This window comes from Rhizobium aureum (genome assembly GCF_030182495.1).
GTDB classification, from domain to species: Bacteria; Pseudomonadota; Alphaproteobacteria; order Rhizobiales; family Rhizobiaceae; genus Rhizobium; species Rhizobium tropici_C.
Map to the genome: position 1 here is coordinate 852,505 of NZ_JAQJCI010000001.1, position 16,072 is coordinate 868,576.

Genomic DNA, 16,072 nt, shown 5'->3' on the forward strand with positions numbered 1-16,072 from the left:
CCGTGGCTGATAGAGGATCCCGACCATGAACCAGACGACCGGCGTCAAACTCTCTCCCGATCTGTCGGGCGCCAATGTCGAGGATGCGGGCGAGTATAACAGGGCCGTCGTTCTGCGCTGCATTCATCGGCAGGCGCCGATCTCGCGCGCCGAAATCGCAAGGCAGACTGGATTTACCAAGCCGGCAATCGCCCGGATCGTCGATCGCCTGCTCGATGAGGGCCTGATCATCGAGGCTCGCCGGCGCCACGGCCTCAGAGGGCAACCGGCGATCGAGCTTGAGATCAACCCGGATGCATTCTTCGCCATCGGCATCAATATCGATCGCGATCATCTGACAATCCTTGCCGTCGATGCGGTCGGCAACGTACGCGCCCGTGTCCATCACGAGAAACGCTACATCTTGCCGGCCGAGTTCATGCAGCTGACGGCAGATGCGATATCGCACTTCCAGCGCAGCCGCCTGATCGACGATGCGCATCTGGCCGGCATCGGGCTTGCCATGCCGGACTGGCTTGGCGAGATTGCCTTCCTGGGCAAGCCCGACGACTATGGCGAGTGGATGGAATTCGACGTTAGGGCAGCACTGGAAAACCTTACGCCGCATCCGGTCTTCATCGAAAACGAAACCAATGCGGCGGCGCTTGCCGAACTCGATTATGGGCTCGGTGCCGAAAGCCGCAGTTTCTTCTACATTTCGGTCAATGCCTGCCCCGGCGGCGGCCTCGTGCTCGATGGCAACGGTCATCGCGGCGCAATGGGCCTCAGCGGCGAAATCGGCTGGCTTCCGATCGCGGACCCCAGGGATAAGAAGGCGCAGAAGGTCGAACTCCTCGGTGAAATATTCTCGCTCTTCTTCCTTTACAAGTTTCTGGGAGAGCACGGCATTGAGGCAAGCGTGCCCCAGGATCTCCTTACGCTGGACACGCGCGGCAAGAAGCTGGTGTCCCAATGGCTGAAGACCATGAGCGCGCATCTCGCCGTCGCGGTCAAGCACATCGGCATGATCGTCGACCCCGACGCCATCATCCTTGGCGGCCGCTTGCCCATCCGCATGGTCGATGAGCTGCTGCGTTACGTCCACGAGCATCTCGATGCCGGGGACACCACGCTTCCCACGCTCCATCGCGCTTCGCTCGGCGAGGACGCCTGCGCGATCGGTGCAGCGGCGATGCCCATGGCGGCAGCCCTCATGCTCGCCTCGGCCGATCAGGTTCAACGCACGCGTTCACCACTCAAATTCATGGATCGCCTGAACAATTGATACGGCCGCCCAAGGCCACAGGGAGGACTTGATGAGGATCGGCTTTTATACCTCGACATTCAACGACAGGCCCTTCGAGGAAGTCGTGGATTTCGCTGCTTCCGCCGGCTTTGACGCGATCGAGATCGATGTCCGCGGCCACATCAAGACCCCGGATAAGGTGCAGGCCGCAGTCGCGCTTGCGCGCAGCCATAATCTCTTCGTTTCCTCCATTGCCTATTTCGGCAATCAGCTCGATGCCGATCGCGACAAGCGTGGCGAACTCAGGACCCGCACCGAGGAGTTTGCCCAGGCGATCGGCGAGGCCGGCGTGCCGATCTTCGTGATCTTTCCCGGCCGCGACGACAGTGCGGACGACGAAGCCAATTACGATGATTTCGCCGACTTCGCCAACCAGCTGATTGTGAAGACGACGTCGAGCGGGCTCGTCATTGCGATCGAGAATTGGCCAGGTCCCAAGGACAATTTCATCGGAACCACGCCGAAGGGCTGGCAGGAGCTCTTCAAGCGGATTCCGGACCGGCGTTTCGGTCTCGAATTCGATCCCTCCCACCTCATCCGCATCGGCGTCGATCCCTATGCCGCGATGGACGCGGTCAGGGATCGCATCGCCATCCTTCATGCCAAGGATACGATGATCGATGTCGCCGCGCAGCAGGCCGTCGGCTACCACGGCAAGGGCTGGTGGCAGTACAAGCTGCCGGGCCATGGCCTTCTCGATTGGTCCCGCTTCCTGCGCCAGGCCCGCGCCAACGGCTTCGACGGCACTCTCTCGATCGAGCACGAGGATGCTGCCTATGGCTGGCCGGGCAAGGATCTCGCTCGGCGGAAGGAAGGCGAGCGCCTTGGCCTTGCCTATCTCAAAAACATCTTGGACACGCTTTGAACAGCAGCCGGGAGGACGGAAATGGCCCATGTGAGAGTGAACAATGCGCGCAAGGACTATGGTGCGTTCAAAGCCATAAAGGGCGTGTCGGTCGATATCCGCGACGGCGAGTTCGTCGTGCTCGTCGGCCCCTCGGGCTGCGGTAAATCCACCCTGCTCAGAATGATCGCCGGCCTGGAGGACATTACCTCAGGCGATATCCAGATCGGTAAGCATATCGTCAACGATCTCGCGCCGAAGGACCGCGACATCGCGATGGTATTCCAGAACTATGCCCTTTACCCCCATATGACGGTTGCCAAGAACATGGGCTTCTCTTTGCGGCTGAAGCGGATGCCGAAGACGGATATCGACCAGCGTGTCGGCAATGCCGCGAAAATCCTCGGACTTGAAAATCTTCTCGAGCGATATCCGAAACAGCTGTCCGGCGGGCAGAGGCAGCGCGTTGCGATGGGCCGGGCAATCGTTCGCGATCCGGCCGTTTTCCTTTTTGACGAACCTCTGTCCAATCTCGATGCCAAACTTCGCGTCCAGATGCGATCCGAGATCAAGGAGATGCACCAGCGGCTGCAAACCACCACCATCTATGTCACCCATGATCAGATCGAAGCGATGACGATGGCCGACAAGATCGTCGTCATGAAGGATGGTCTGATCGAGCAATCCGGATCGCCGCTCGAACTCTATGACCGGCCGAACAACCTCTTCGTCGCGGGCTTCATCGGCTCTCCCTCCATGAATTTCATCAGAGGCAGCATGACGAGCGAAGGCTTCCGCACGACAGACGGGCTTCTCCTGCCGAGCGAACGGCGCCCATCCGGCGCCGTCACCTATGGCCTTCGCCCGGAAGATATCAGGCTCGACCCCGATGGCATCGAGGTGGAAACCGTTGTCGTCGAACCGACAGGATCCGAAACCATGGTCATTGCGCGTATGGGCACGCAAACGGTCACTTGCGTTTTCCGTGAACGGATCAGGGCTGCGCCGGGCGACGTGCTGCGGATTGCGCCCGTTCACGGCGCCGTCCATCTGTTCGACGAAGATGGACAGCGCATCATTACCAAAGAGACCAATTAGACGGATTGACGGAAAATCGCCTATGCAATCATCCGTTATTGGCTTCCATCGCCCGGTACGCCGCGCTGAAACCGCCAAGGGATATGGGAAGTTCGGCCGTATTTCCCTGCATCATCCGAATTGAAACCTTCCCCGACTTTTCCTTCAGCAACGCATCGAGCATTCCAGGCGGACACAGCCCCTCCACGAGGCATCCCTGGTTGGTGCAGCGCGACACTTTCGCCATCGTCGAATATTTGGCGCCAAATCCGATCTTGACACCGGCCTGGATGGAGAAGCCGAGCGGAAGCGCCATCTGCATGCCGACCTTGTTTTCGGCGGAGCGCGCCATGCTGATCACCATGAATACCTGTTTTTGATCCGGCGACGTCAGACGGTACATGATTTGGCAGGGAGGTTTAAGTGCTTTGTCCGTGCTGCATTGCAGCGTCCATGCGTCAAACTTCTGTTCCGTGACCTGCGGATCGGCGGGCGAAGCTGCCGCTGAGCCTGCCAACGGCGCCGGGCTAACGGGTGCCGGATTGTTCTTGTCGGTTTCGAGCGCTTTGGAGGGATCGGATTGCGGTGCCGCCGCATTGTCGCCGCCGAATGCCGAGGGCGCGACGGCCTGCAAAAGCAAAAAAGCGATACAGCCTATAGCCGACTGCCAAGATTGACGCATGCGCTCCTCCCGTATTTCAGTTTGCAATCCTACAGTAAATGAATAATAATGTCGAATAATCACGAGAAGATTGCATTTCAATAGTGTATAATTATTCTATAGATTCAATTTTCCTGCGGAAATGTGGGTGTTTGAATTTTTTATTGCAGTATACCTCCAAAGGATTAATTCAGATGACGCAAATGATCATTGCAAACCACGCTCTGGTCGTGTTGCTGGCACTGAGTGAAAGCGCTGTATTTGGCGAAAGCTACCTGCAGCAGGCACCTCCTGTGGAAACGAACCCTGCTTTCGTCGAGCAGTTGCCGGAGACATCAGTGGTGCCGGCACCGCGGCCGCCAGCCGACAACCGGAAGCTCTCGCATAGGCCAAGGCAGCCGCCGCGGGCGCGACCGCCAGCCCTCTTGGCAAACAGCATCTTTCCGAGCGTGGGCAGCGGCGTTACGGAGCGATCCGCGCCGGGGCCTGCAGACAATCGTCTGCCGACGGTAGGGTCGGGCACGGTCGGACATTGACGGTATTGCGATGGCAGACGGGAGAGGCCGATAGCTCGATCCCGGCGCACAGCCATGATCCAGGAGCAGCATCGAAATGGTAAACTCCAATAAAGTCATTAGGGCCACAGCCATCACGCTGATTGCAGGCGCGCTTGGTCCGGCGAATGTCTTTGCCGCGGACCAGCCCGTTATTCGGCGTCCCGGATTTTCGGAGACCCGTATTCCGCAGGTCAATGGACGTGTTCCCATCCGGAAGAGCGGCAATCTCGAAAAAGGAACGGCCGCCAAGACTGCCATCAAGCCAGGCCAAAGCGGAAACGCGCAGGGCGGAACCGCCACCTGCGGACCCGATAACGCGCAATCCGAATTCTGCCGGAAAAAATGATGCCGCGGCGGCAATCACGAATTCGTCGGCTTGCCCTTGATCACGGGAGGGCTTGATGTCGCTTCGACGGCCGGTTGTGCGGCGGTGGCCACGGGAACATCGATGACCGGCGCAATCGGTCGGCCATTCGTATCGAGCTTGTACGTCATCGCTCTTTGATGTTGATCCAGGTAGCGCATGAATGCAGCACCGGCCGCGGCATCCTCGAATTCCCAAAGGCCATTTTTCACGCCTTCAAAGATCAGCGCATAGACTGCGAGCTGTATCCCTTCCTGAACGCCGAGGGTCGTCGGTGCATTGCGCGTAACGCCGCCTTCGATCTGGAGCAACTGATCGACGCCGACGAAACGGAACGCCGAACCCTGCAGCTGAACGGAATAGATGGTCTTGGTCGTGCTCACGGATGCAAGCACGCGGCCGGTGCTGACGCTCACCGCCCGCAGCGATACGGTCACGATATCCTTGCGGTATTGCGTGTTTCCGCCGATCCCAAGGTAGTTGGCGCCCACACCGCCGGTCGTTTCGTTGGAATCATAGCCTATGATGCCGCCGTCGAGCAGGACACCAGCAAAGCGAAGCGGCGGTATGCCGCCGGCCTTCGCGCCATAGACGGCTGCCCGCGTATTCTGGATGATCTGTCTCTCCTGCAGAAGCGACTGCAGGTCTGTGCGCTCGACGACGCTGAACCAGTTGCCGTTTCCGGCCCTGGTCAGGACGTCGGTCAGCAGTTGCGCGCCACCTTGCGTCAACGCGCGGGAATATTCGGCAAAATTCTCATTGGGCTTGTTTTGCCCCGTCAGATCGGGAAACGAGTAAACGGCCACATCGAGCTTTTGCCTGGGCCGCGGCAGGCTTTCCAGCGCCACGCCCGACTTGGTCGAAGGCATCAGGGTTGCTGGCGTACTCATCGGATCAAGACTGCTGCCGGCAGCAGCGCATCCGCCCAACCCTAATCCGCACAAAATGGCTGCAACGGGAAAACCGATACGTGACATCGCCGCTCGAATAAATCGCCCCCAACAAATGAAATCGTTACGCAATCAATGTGGCTCAGGGGTTGGCCGGCACCTGGCCGTTTCCAATCACGATGATCGGAGACGTTCCGGTCGAGCCCGTACCCTGATTTATGTTCCCGAGATTGCCCAGCGCATTGTTGAGACCAGAGAGATCCGGCGTCTGCTGCTGACCGGACTTGACGCCATCGCCTTGTGTCTGCGCCGTCGACAGCAGGAATGACCCATTCAAGGGATTACCGCCAAACGTCGGGTTGGTCGGCTGGTAGACCAATTGTCCCGCCAAAGCTGGCACCGCCATGACGGCAGCCAAACCGATTGCAGCCATAGTCACACGCATCATCATCGCCATTTCCCTCCCTGTTTCCGGACGCCGCTGCGTCGCTCAACGCTTGATAAGCAAACCGCCGCCCGGCAACCGCGCGATCAGGACATTGACCGGCGCGGAACCGGCAGGCTGAAGAACGCTTACGCTCAGACCCGCTCCATTCAGCAATACGACATTTGACTTGAGGTTATTTCCGGCCTGAAGCACATTTATATTGCCGTAGTTTCCGATAATTCCCGCAGTTGAAGTATTATTGGCCCCTGACTGAAGATGATACACGCTGTTGCGCATGCCAATTTCCAGCGTTTGCGCCAGATTGTTACCGTGCGTCGCGACAGGAGCTTCGGGCAGGCCTGCGACGCCGGCCGAAGCATAATGCGGCGAGTGGTGATATTGCTGTGGCGGCTGCTGGGGCATCACGCCGCTGAACGGTACGCTCGTCGTCACATTGGCCGGGATCTGGGCCACATATGCGGTTTCGGCCCGGCATTCCGCCGCCGTCAGGGCAATCAACGCGACAACGGCGCCGAGCGCGAGCCTCGAACCATTCAGGTATTTCATTCTGGTAATCCGCATCGTGATGTACCTCGATCGGTTTCGATCAATAGCCTTGCAGTCAGTTCTGTCTGGTCCGCCGCATGGACCATCGTCGCGGCAAGAAGGCCGTCCGAACCGGGCTGCAAATCAAAACTGCCCTGCTGAATGCTCTGGCTCGTGCCCGCGGCGCTATGCTTGACGAGAACCAGCCTGTATCTTCCGGACACCGCCGCTTCGGACCTCGCGATCGCCTGCACGACCAGAAACTGTTCCTGCCTGTCCGTCTTTATCAAGCACTCAACAGCGGTCTGCGATGCGGCCGGAACGGCACATGAGAACAACAGGATCGATAGAAAGAAAGGCTTCAGCAGCAAGGTGAACGCTGATCGCCCGCAATCGATTCCGGCGCGCGGAACTGGCTCAGTCGACATGTAGGAGGAGGCGGACATTTGCTCTCGCCTCCTCCGTGGGCTCACTCAGTGCTGGACCGTAACGGCCATGTTTCGATAGCCGAATTGCGCCGTGACGGATGTGTTCGTCAGTGCACTCGCGCTGGTCTGAGAGGTAACGGCATAGTTACCCGTACCGATCTGAATGGTTCCCTGGAGGTTGGAGCCTCCGTAGGGGAACACGGTCTGAACGCCGGTCTGAGATGCGATCGCCGTATTGCGATAGCCGGCCTGCACGATCAGCGAATCGTTGGAGCCCAGCGGGTTGGCGATCTGGGAGGTCAAGGCGGCGTTGCCGACGCCGAACTGCGCCGTCGCCGACTTGTTCACGCCGAAGAAGGAGGACTGACCGGTGACGGCGAAGTTACGCCCGCCGGCCTGGAACGTGTCCTGCGAATTATTGCCGCCCGCCTGATCGGCAAAGGATATGTTCCCCCAACCAAACTGCGTTGTCGAAGAGGAATTGCCGTTGCTTCCGATAACGCCCCACTGGGAGGTTGCGGCAAAGTTTCCCGTGCCGACCTGCAACGTCGTCTGATCGTTGTTGCCACCGTCCTGGCCCACGATCGCCCCGTTGCCCCAACCGAATTGCATGATATCGGACGTGTTGGAGCCGGGCTTGCCATCGGTCTGGGTCGTCGAGGCGAAATTCAGGCCGCCGACCTGCAGCGTATCCTGGGAGTTGTCCCCCTTGGACTGATCCGCGAAGGCGGAATTGCCGAAGCCGAACTGGCTGATCGTCGAGTTGTTCTGCGCCCCGTCGCGCTGCAGCGTCGAAGCGAAATTCAGGGTGCCAACCTGGAGGGTGCTCTGGTCGTTGGTTTTGCCCTTCTGGTCGGCAATCGCGAAGTTGCCGGAACCAAACTGCAGGATAGCGGAGGTATTGGACTTGGCCATATCCTGTTTGGTGACCGCGAAATTGCCAAAGCCGTTTTGCAATGTCAGCGCTTGGTTATTGCCGCTATTCTGGCTGACGAAAGCGCCGTTGAAGGCACCCACCTGACCAATAAACGATTCATTTTCCGCCGGTGTCGGTGGGCTATGCGGGCCACCGGGGCCGGCAAGAGTCAAAGACGTACTTGCCAGCAAAATAGAGAGAGCTGCAATCGTCCTCATATGATCCTCCCTGTTGTCCAAGACGGGGCCGGCGGTCATTCGCCGCCCTCGAGCTTGTTAATAAGCCGGCAACGGAGAGCTGAACAAGAGAACCGTTCGTATTAGGACGACAACATCGGATAGCATCAAATATAAATGCCATACCTCAAAATGGGTAACGGATAAAACATGTATCGACATGACGTATCGGCTATACTCTTCTTTGACTATAAGGAACTACGCCATCGGAAAGGCAAATAAATACAATCCAAATGTGCGGCAATTCATGATACCCTCAAGGAGACCCGGCGAACGGCTTGCCACATTATAATGGATTAGTTGACAGGTATGACTACGTTTGACAGTCTCGTAGCATCCGAAGCAATCGTTAAAGTTGAGATTCAGCTTAGTGGAGGGCAGCTGCCCAAGCGGCTGCTCTTCGCGACGCCGGGCTTTGCGGAATGGTTGAGCGAGCGCGTCGCCAGGAACGAACCATCGTCGCTTGGCGCCGTCCTCACCCCGATCGAACAGCTTGATTTTCTCTTTTATACATTCGTCTCCGGGAAGCCGCTTATTCATTGCAGACAATTCCGGGCAATCCGGAACGAACGAAATGCCGTTTGGGAGTTGAAGACCGTCGATCTGCGCATATTCGGCTGGTTTGCCATGCGCGATTGCTTTGTAGCGGTTTTCGGGGACTGGGCCGACCATGTGAAGGATCATGATCTTTACCGTGGCTACCGGCTGGAAGTGCGCCGACTGCGCCGCGAGCTTGGTGTGGGTGATGCGTTGTGCGTTGAGGGAGTAAACCCGGAAGATGTCATTTCGGTTTGAGATAGGCGCGCGTGCGCGCGCGGCCAGCCGCTTCATCGCAAACGTTCGCAGCGATCTCATTGCCGCCGCCGTCGAAAGGCGATCCCAAACTGGTTTTACACAGCAGCAGCTCGCGCAGCTGGTGGGCGTAAGCCGGCAGGAGTTGAACCGCTATTTTTGCGGGCAGAGAGAGCTCCCGCTTCGCTCGATCGCGGATCTGGCCTGGGCGCTCGACAAGGAGATTCATGTCGAACTGCGCGATCCGGCGGGTTCGACGAAAAGCGGTGGCCTTGCTCAATCCGAGGCACGTACCGAGATCCAGGACGAGATCCGCGCCGAGGCGCGGGCAGCCGTTCATTTCATTAGCTTCAGAGAGGTCGTCTCATGGAGCTCTTCGCGCGCGATGCGCACCATCATTGCCCGCGCCACCGCTGATAGGGACGAGTAAAACGCATGCGTTACGGATATTGCATCTTCTGCGATGACATTCGCACCGAAGTCGGCGAAAAGCTGAGCTTCATTGGGGTCTATAGCGGCGTGCTGATGCTGCCGGAATTTCCCATTTCACTGGCCAAGTTTTGCGTGCATGTGAACTTGGTCACCTTGGCGGCGCAACCTTACCGGTCGATCGTGCTGCGCTGCGTCGCCCCGGGGGAACAACAGCCGCTTCTCGAGGAACGCCTGGAGTCGGCCCAGCTCGACGAGCAGAGCAACCTGACGGATGGGTTCGAAACAGACGATATTCCCATGCATGTCGTCGTCGGCGCCAGCCTTGTCTTTTCACCATTGAGACTTCGCCGCCCCGGGCTGCTGACCGTGAGCGCGATCATCGACGACAAACCGGCGGAAATCGCCTCCCTGCGCATAGCCCAGCGCTGAGCAAGTTCTCAAATTCCCTCGTCAATCGACACGGGGATCATCCGCTGCTGTCCGTTCTCCAATCTTGTTGCGCTGCGTGCTTTGGGAGGATATTCACGCCCCTTCGCACCAATCGCCTGGTCGGGGCCAAATAAAGCAATTCCAAGAAAAGTGCATAGCGGTTTTCTGTCCGGAATTGCGTGAAAACAATAGGATGACTGTTTCCGCAATTCTAAGAAAAGCAGGCAGGGTCCAGAAGGCGGCCATGTTGCTCGGCAGGCTGGCCGGATCGCTCGGATCTCGACAGGATCGTTCAAGCTTGGCGGATGTCTGGGGTTTCGCTATATAGTCTTTCAGCGCCGGGATGGGCGCCGTCACCTTCGGCAATTGGCTGCAATTGGCCAGCGCATTTGCCGGCCGATATTTCTGTTTCCTGCCCTGCCCCGGTGCCGGGGCAGGTAGCTGCAAAATACATCAAGCGGGGTCATCATAGTGTTCCCGCGGATGGGCGACCGACACGGCGGATGCGCTAGCGGACGAGTTCCCGGATCTTATAGGCGACTTCGGTTCGGTTCGTCGCATTCAGCTTCTTCATGATATTGCGGATATGAACTTTGACGGTGCTCTCGCAAAGATCCATCTCGTAGGCGATGATTTTATTCGCCTTTCCTCGCCGCAGCGCCTCCGCGACCACGACTTCACGCGGCGTGAAGAGGCTGTCGAGGCAGTCATTGCGGCTGGCTACGGGGGCAATCGCCTCTTTGGCGGCAAGCAGACTGCTTGCCGGCACGAAGACGCCACCTGCGCGAGCAAGAGCAACGGCTTCCGCAGCAACCCGGATCCCGACACTGGTCGGGATATAGCCACGAGCCCCACATTCCAGCGCATGCAGGAGCTGCGCGAGCTCGTCGCCATCTGCGCCGACGATGACAGGGCTTGGCTGGAATCTCTCCACCAAGGCGCAGATCTTTGCGCTGATATCCGTGTCGGAGACTTTGCGGCCGCCGATCATGAAAAGAACTGCTGATGGCAGGACCTGCATATTGCGCATTTGCCATTCGTCGAGCGAACCCACCGTGACAATATGCATGGCGTCGTCGTACTCGCTTAGGCTCTTCGACAGGCATTCGCGATCCAGGGCACGGGAATCGACGAGAAGAATGTAATCTTCCCATTCGTCGACGCCCGGCGTGCCGGACGCGATGAACGGCCGCAAGGTGTCGGACGTCCGAACCGAAATAAGGCGCGCGCCTGCATCGGAGGTGAATTTTTCACTTGTGAGCATTTGTCCATTCATGGCCGGCATCCCCAACTCTTAAAGTGGCCTCTGTATTTCTTGTAACTAGCTCAGTATTGACTTCCCACGGACAGCAAGAACTTTGTCTAAATTGAAACGTTTCTTTCTTTCTCATATCGTCCCCCTTGTTTTAGGTTTTTCTTACTGCAGTAATTGCTTATTTTGTTTTTATGCGCATTAACATATGTTAATAATGAATTTAAATATTGACTAAAAGAATTCTTTTCGGACTTTGGTCTGAATCTGATTCGCCCTATTCTTCAAATCATGGCTGTGTCGAAATAAGATTCGTCAAAATCGACAAGATCCATGAGGCGCGGGCGGTCAAGAAAAGCAACGACACCGTTGCGGAACGACAGAAGACCGGCTTCGCGCATGTCCCTGAGCACACGATTGATATGAACCGTCGACAAGCCGACAGCATCTCCGATGTCCGTCTGCGTCAATGGACAATCGAAGCATTCCGAACTGGGGTTGTCTTGCGACGTCCCGATCCGCGTTCCGAGCTCGAGCAGCAGGTAGCCGGTCCTCTCCAGCGCGTCACGCCGCCCTATGTTGGCAAGGCTTTCCGACATGCGCGCCTGGCGCCGCACCAATTCGGCAATGGCAATTCGATAGAACAAGGCCGGCGTATCGATTTTGGGGATGGAGGCGAAATCCGGGAAGGCCATCACGGATACATCGGTGATGGCTTGCACGGTCTCGCGTGAAAGTGCAGTCAGCGATGTCGAGATCATATCGCCGCGCAGAACGAATTCAGTCACGAAACGTGTGCCGTTCGGCAGCATCTTGCTGGACGCCGCCCATCCGTTCAGAAGAAAGAGAAGACGCGGCGCATTGCTCTCGTAATCGCAGATCACGCTGCCAGCGGGAAAGGTCCGCGCTATGCCACCCATGCCCTGGATATGCTCGATCGAAATCTGCGCCGTCATGCTATGGTCCCCTCGGTCAACAAGCATATCCTGAATGCTCAGATGGCCATCGCAAAATATAAATTTCTCTATCTCCAAGTATTGGATATCATAAAAATCCGCTGATGTCTTTAATGCAAATCAATATTTGTCATTCTGCCAACGTAAGCCGTCGACGCCTGCAGACTAATGCAACTTTAATGTATCAGTAATAGTACTGAACTCACCTGCGCGTTACATATATTCCAATCGCGCAGTATTTTCCGAACTCGCCAGCTATATTCCCGATATGGCGCATTCGTCGCTTCCCACCAGATGACGGCGCATATTCGAGATTCCCGCTTGAGCTTCCGCAATTGTGACACGGTGCCGGAGCGCCTCTATTCCTTCCTTTTCAGCCGCTTTCAGCAGCAGGGCGACGTGAATGGCCGGCGAGCGTGAATCTTTTATGAAAAAGGTCTCGCGCCCGACAGAATTGAAGAAACCTTCGACCTTACTGTCCCACCCCAGGCCGACATGCGGCACCTTGAGCGCATAGGCCGCGATACAGGCATGCAGCCTATGGGCCAGGATCACATCCATCGACTGGATCGTCTGTATGAGATCAGCCGGAACCCGCGGGCGACTGGCAATATCGAGCGCGCCGGCTTCAACGACCCGAAGTTTTCTGACCGAATTTCGGATGCGCTCCGCAAACAACTGGTCTTCCCTCGCGCCATTGCAGAACAGGACGACACGCTGGCCGTCTTCCAGGAGTACTCCGATCAGATCCCTATAGGCACCGATGCTGCAGAATGGGAGGGAGGAGGCATGATCCCCGCTGTGCCTATGCAGGATGACGGGATCGGTCACACACAGACCAACGGTCAGCTGGCGCTTGGTGGATGAAGCGGGTTTTTCCACGGTCGCCATTGCTTGGACCAATAATCCCGGATCCCGTACGATTTTCGCACTCGGACCTTCGGGAAAGTGTTCCTGCCAATTGTCCTGGGCAAAGCCATCCCGCACTGAGAGATGAACAAGCCTCGTCCGCCTCAAGCGCGCAAAGAGGTCATAGGCAGGCTCCGACCACTGCTTGCTGACCCCGACGGCATAAACCGCCAGAGGGCGATCGTAACGAGAGACGCAATCGAGCACCTCGCCGATTTTCAACGGAAAATTGAGGTCATCGTCCTGAAACAAATTGCCGCCGCCGATAATGACGGCATCCGCATGGGCGATCTTTTCGTCCCATAGGCCGCGGAGCCTGTTCAGCCTGAGCTCCAGCACCAGGCGGACAAGCCGCCGCCGGGCAAAAAAAGGCAGCCTGCGAAGCAACCCGAGCGCCAAGCGCCTGCGGCCGCCATTGGTTGCGGCATAGGCCCGGCGCCCAGCGAGATCGATAGTCTCCACCTCGATCCCGTCTCCGCTTTTCATCAAGGCGGCTTCGACGCATTCCGCCAGCAGCCCATCACCGAGATTCTCGCTGTATTTGACGTTGAAGACGACGATCTTCATCTCAAATCTCCAGCAGTGCTCAGGTGTGGGCTATATTCAGCCTTGACCTCGCGCACGCCGGCGGCGAACGCTGAAACGGTGCCCGCGAGAATGTAAAACATTAATCCGAGATCGTAGACCGTGCCTGAGATAACAGCGGAAACAAGGACGGTGATGAAGCCGGCCTTGGCCGCGCGCACGACCGCGACGGCCTCGCGTGATGACGCATACCCCGGTCGCGTATCGGCGATCAGCACTCGGCCGACAAAAAGCGCAAAGAGTACTGTGCCAAAGATGCCGATATTGGACAACAGGACGAGGCCGAAGCTCGATGCGCGGGCACTTCCGAGACCCGCACCAAACCCGATCGTATCCACGAACGCCTCATAGGCCATGCTATTCCACATGAAGCGCTCGCGCCCTGACTGGCTGCCGGCCTTCGAAAACAGCATTTCATCGAGAAAATCCTGCAGATTGTTCGCAAGATCCGGCATGACGATCAGAACGAAGAAGATGACGAGCGGCATGCTGGCGAGAATGGATACGATCAGCACAGGCCGGCCGGCGCCCGGGTCGCGACGGGAGGCCAGGAATGACTGCAGGCTGAGGATCGGCAGGATGATGGCGAGCCCGACCAGGGCGGTCGCCGATGTCGACAGGATCAGGGCCACCAGAAGCAACCCTGCGACAATACCGGTTACACCGGAACGGATACCGCCGAGCCACAGGCTTGTGACGACCGCAAAGAGGACGAGCGTGAAATCGGCAAATGCCGAGGCTTCGGGAAAGGTCCCGGAAATACGTTTTAGCCCACCTTTCTCGGCGTTGGTCAAAAGCGCGTAATTGGCCGTTCGCACGAAGCCGAGCAGGAAATCCGTGTGCGTGAAATACGTGATGATATCGGCAAGCGCGAAACCGAGGTTGACGCCTGCCACAATCAAAATACCGTTGATGAAAATTTTCGGAATGCCATTGCCACGAAAGAAGGCAAAGGTGGCAATGAAACAGACGAGCCCGCCGGCGGCATAGACCGATTGGGTAATATTGTTTGACGAAAAACGCAGCGGCACCAGCGCGATAAGGCTGCGCGCGCCGACCGAGCGCTCCACCGTCATTGTCTGCACCAGCCCCTGGAACAGTCGCGGGAAGAAGATCGCGGTGAAGATGCCAAATGCCGTCAGGAGCAGAAGGAAGAAGCCTGGACGCCAGGGGGCAAGGGCGGCGAGGAAAGGTGACTCCCCATAAGCTGTGAACAATCGAACCGCGAAGAATAGCAGAAAGAAGCTTGGCACCAGCACGGATGCTCCGCCAAGACCAGGCACGCTGAAGGCCGCGGCAGCGCCAAAAACCGTCGACAGGATCATGATGATGAATGACAATCGAACAGGTACGATCAGTGTCACAATACCGACAACTAATGTTAGAAGTCCCATGACGTTCATAGACGGCAACCTAATGTTGTCTAATGTTTTTCCTCTTTATAGCCAAAAGGTAGCATGCGGATATGAAGCTGTATTTCCGCCGAACCTAAGTCTTTTGGTGGACATGCTGGCCGAAATACGTTCTATACCCTGCACGTTGTGCCGTTCATGCTTATGCACATGGATCGCTTCTCAAAAGCATGTCGCTCTCGATGCATCTACAACCGTCGCGGATTCCTTCACGCATCCGTTGCGGCTGCACTCATTGCGTTCGTAGACGTCGATCTTGCACGCGCCGGCGATACGGGAGATGCGCTTGATATCAGCGGCATGACGCTGACCTTCGAAGATCCTTTCGATGATCTCAGTATCTCTGCCTGGGGCCCCGGCACCCGATGGATTGCCCATACTCCATGGAATGGTGATTTCGGAGGTGCTCGATTCTCCAATCCGGGTAACGACTTTCCCTTTGCAATACAGGAAGGCATGCTGCGCATTACCGCCGCACGTGATGATAAAGGTTCGTGGCGTTCAGGCCTGATTGCTTCCGTCGATCGAAATGGCGATGGCTTCTCTCAGCAATATGGCTATTTCGAAATGCGGGCGCGTCTTCCCGATGGCCCTGGTGTTTGGCCGGCCTTCTGGCTGATCGGCAAGGATCGCTCGAAATCGACAGCCGAGATAGACGTCATCGAGTATTATGGCGATAAGCCGGGAGCTTATTCTTCGACGGTACATGTCTGGCACCGGGATGGACGCCACGATTCCGACTATGCTCGTATCGATGCATTCGGTTCCGCAAGTCCCGGCGATCTGCACACCTATGGCGTGAAGATCGATTCCGACTTCATACGAATGTATTTCGATGGAAAGCTCGTTTGGAAAACCAAGGCTTTACCGGAACATCGCCAGCCGATGTACATGCTTGTCGATCTCGGCATCGTTGAAGGCATAACGAAGATGGCCGCAGCCGATCCATCCTTCATGTTTATCGATTATGTCAGAGCCTACCAGTTCAGGTAGCTGCCTCATCACCAAACCCAACTCATTACCATCTCGATCGGCGTGATCGAGACCATCCTGTGCATGGTGCTTGGCGAGAGG

General features: G+C 57.3%; 18 protein-coding genes. 7 read left to right on the forward strand and 11 right to left on the reverse strand.

Annotated features, from left to right (window positions below; all coding sequences use genetic code 11):
* Window positions 1-25: 25 nt before the first annotated feature.
* The 3 genes from PH552_RS03995 to PH552_RS04005 are packed head-to-tail and all read left to right on the forward strand — an operon-like array spanning window position 26 to window position 3,227.
* A complete protein-coding gene (locus tag PH552_RS03995) occupies window positions 26-1,264 on the forward strand; it encodes an ROK family transcriptional regulator (protein WP_113248920.1) in 1,239 nt (412 codons plus the stop codon).
* A gap of 31 nt (window positions 1,265-1,295) precedes the next feature.
* Window positions 1,296-2,150, forward strand: coding sequence for a sugar phosphate isomerase/epimerase family protein (locus PH552_RS04000; RefSeq protein WP_113248921.1), 855 nt, complete (start codon window positions 1,296-1,298; stop codon window positions 2,148-2,150).
* 21 nt (window positions 2,151-2,171) lie between these two features.
* Window positions 2,172-3,227: an ABC transporter ATP-binding protein gene (locus tag PH552_RS04005; protein WP_113248922.1), complete on the forward strand. Its 1,056-nt coding sequence runs from the start codon at window positions 2,172-2,174 to the stop codon at window positions 3,225-3,227.
* Between the two features lie 28 nt (window positions 3,228-3,255).
* Here PH552_RS04005 and PH552_RS04010 read toward each other — a convergent pair whose 3' ends face one another.
* Window positions 3,256-3,969, reverse strand: a complete 714-nt coding sequence (locus PH552_RS04010; RefSeq protein ID WP_162736922.1) for an invasion associated locus B family protein — start codon at window positions 3,967-3,969, stop codon at window positions 3,256-3,258.
* Window positions 3,970-4,061: 92 nt separating this feature from the next.
* Here PH552_RS04010 and PH552_RS04015 point away from each other — a divergent pair, with 92 nt between their 5' ends.
* Window positions 4,062-4,403, forward strand: coding sequence for a hypothetical protein (locus tag PH552_RS04015; protein ID WP_113248924.1), 342 nt, complete (start codon window positions 4,062-4,064; stop codon window positions 4,401-4,403).
* A gap of 381 nt (window positions 4,404-4,784) precedes the next feature.
* On the opposite strand, the gene PH552_RS04020 is transcribed toward PH552_RS04015, so the two are convergent.
* From PH552_RS04020 to PH552_RS04045, 6 genes are all read right to left on the reverse strand, one after another.
* A complete protein-coding gene (locus tag PH552_RS04020) occupies window positions 4,785-5,678 on the reverse strand; it encodes a CsgG/HfaB family protein (protein WP_246698514.1) in 894 nt (297 codons plus the stop codon).
* A 142-nt stretch (window positions 5,679-5,820) separates the two neighbouring features.
* Window positions 5,821-6,126 (reverse strand): curli assembly protein CsgF, encoded by a 306-nt coding sequence (locus PH552_RS04025; RefSeq protein WP_246698513.1) that lies wholly within the window; start codon window positions 6,124-6,126, stop codon window positions 5,821-5,823.
* 42 nt (window positions 6,127-6,168) lie between these two features.
* On the reverse strand, window positions 6,169-6,672 hold the full coding sequence (locus tag PH552_RS04030; protein ID WP_113248927.1) for a hypothetical protein: 504 nt from the start codon (window positions 6,670-6,672) through the stop codon (window positions 6,169-6,171).
* Entirely contained in the window at window positions 6,669-7,097 is a 429-nt protein-coding gene (gene csgH / locus PH552_RS04035) for a curli-like amyloid fiber formation chaperone CsgH (protein ID WP_113248928.1), read from the reverse strand. Before csgH ends, PH552_RS04030 begins: the two co-directional genes overlap by 4 nt.
* A 27-nt stretch (window positions 7,098-7,124) precedes the next feature.
* On the reverse strand, window positions 7,125-8,213 hold the full coding sequence (locus tag PH552_RS04040; RefSeq protein WP_162736923.1) for a hypothetical protein: 1,089 nt from the start codon (window positions 8,211-8,213) through the stop codon (window positions 7,125-7,127).
* Window positions 8,214-8,429: 216 nt separating this feature from the next.
* Window positions 8,430-9,062, reverse strand: coding sequence for a hypothetical protein (locus PH552_RS04045; RefSeq protein WP_162736898.1), 633 nt, complete (start codon window positions 9,060-9,062; stop codon window positions 8,430-8,432).
* On the opposite strand from PH552_RS04045, the gene PH552_RS33715 reads away from it, so the two are divergent.
* Window positions 9,010-9,453 (forward strand): helix-turn-helix domain-containing protein, encoded by a 444-nt coding sequence (locus PH552_RS33715; protein ID WP_113248931.1) that lies wholly within the window; start codon window positions 9,010-9,012, stop codon window positions 9,451-9,453. The two genes, PH552_RS04045 and PH552_RS33715, sit on opposite strands and share 53 nt — an antisense overlap.
* 5 nt (window positions 9,454-9,458) lie before the next feature.
* On the forward strand, window positions 9,459-9,884 hold the full coding sequence (locus PH552_RS04055; RefSeq protein WP_113248932.1) for a DUF6941 family protein: 426 nt from the start codon (window positions 9,459-9,461) through the stop codon (window positions 9,882-9,884).
* Between the two features lie 508 nt (window positions 9,885-10,392).
* Here PH552_RS04055 and PH552_RS04060 read toward each other — a convergent pair.
* From PH552_RS04060 to PH552_RS04075, 4 genes are all read right to left on the reverse strand, one after another.
* Window positions 10,393-11,160: a response regulator transcription factor gene (locus PH552_RS04060; RefSeq protein ID WP_113249078.1), complete on the reverse strand. Its 768-nt coding sequence runs from the start codon at window positions 11,158-11,160 to the stop codon at window positions 10,393-10,395.
* A gap of 260 nt (window positions 11,161-11,420) precedes the next feature.
* Window positions 11,421-12,092, reverse strand: a complete 672-nt coding sequence (locus PH552_RS04065; RefSeq protein WP_246698511.1) for a Crp/Fnr family transcriptional regulator — start codon at window positions 12,090-12,092, stop codon at window positions 11,421-11,423.
* 255 nt (window positions 12,093-12,347) lie between these two features.
* Window positions 12,348-13,568, reverse strand: a complete 1,221-nt coding sequence (locus tag PH552_RS04070) for a polysaccharide pyruvyl transferase family protein (protein WP_113248933.1) — start codon at window positions 13,566-13,568, stop codon at window positions 12,348-12,350.
* Complete coding sequence (locus tag PH552_RS04075) at window positions 13,565-14,989, reverse strand: hypothetical protein (RefSeq protein ID WP_245430535.1); 1,425 nt, start codon at window positions 14,987-14,989, stop codon at window positions 13,565-13,567. Before PH552_RS04075 ends, PH552_RS04070 begins: the two co-directional genes overlap by 4 nt.
* A 309-nt stretch (window positions 14,990-15,298) precedes the next feature.
* Here PH552_RS04075 and PH552_RS04080 point away from each other — a divergent pair, with 309 nt between their 5' ends.
* The gene (locus PH552_RS04080) at window positions 15,299-15,991 is read left to right on the forward strand and encodes a glycoside hydrolase family 16 protein (protein ID WP_246698510.1); all 693 of its coding nucleotides are present in this window, start codon (window positions 15,299-15,301) and stop codon (window positions 15,989-15,991) included.
* Window positions 15,992-16,072: the final 81 nt, after the last annotated feature.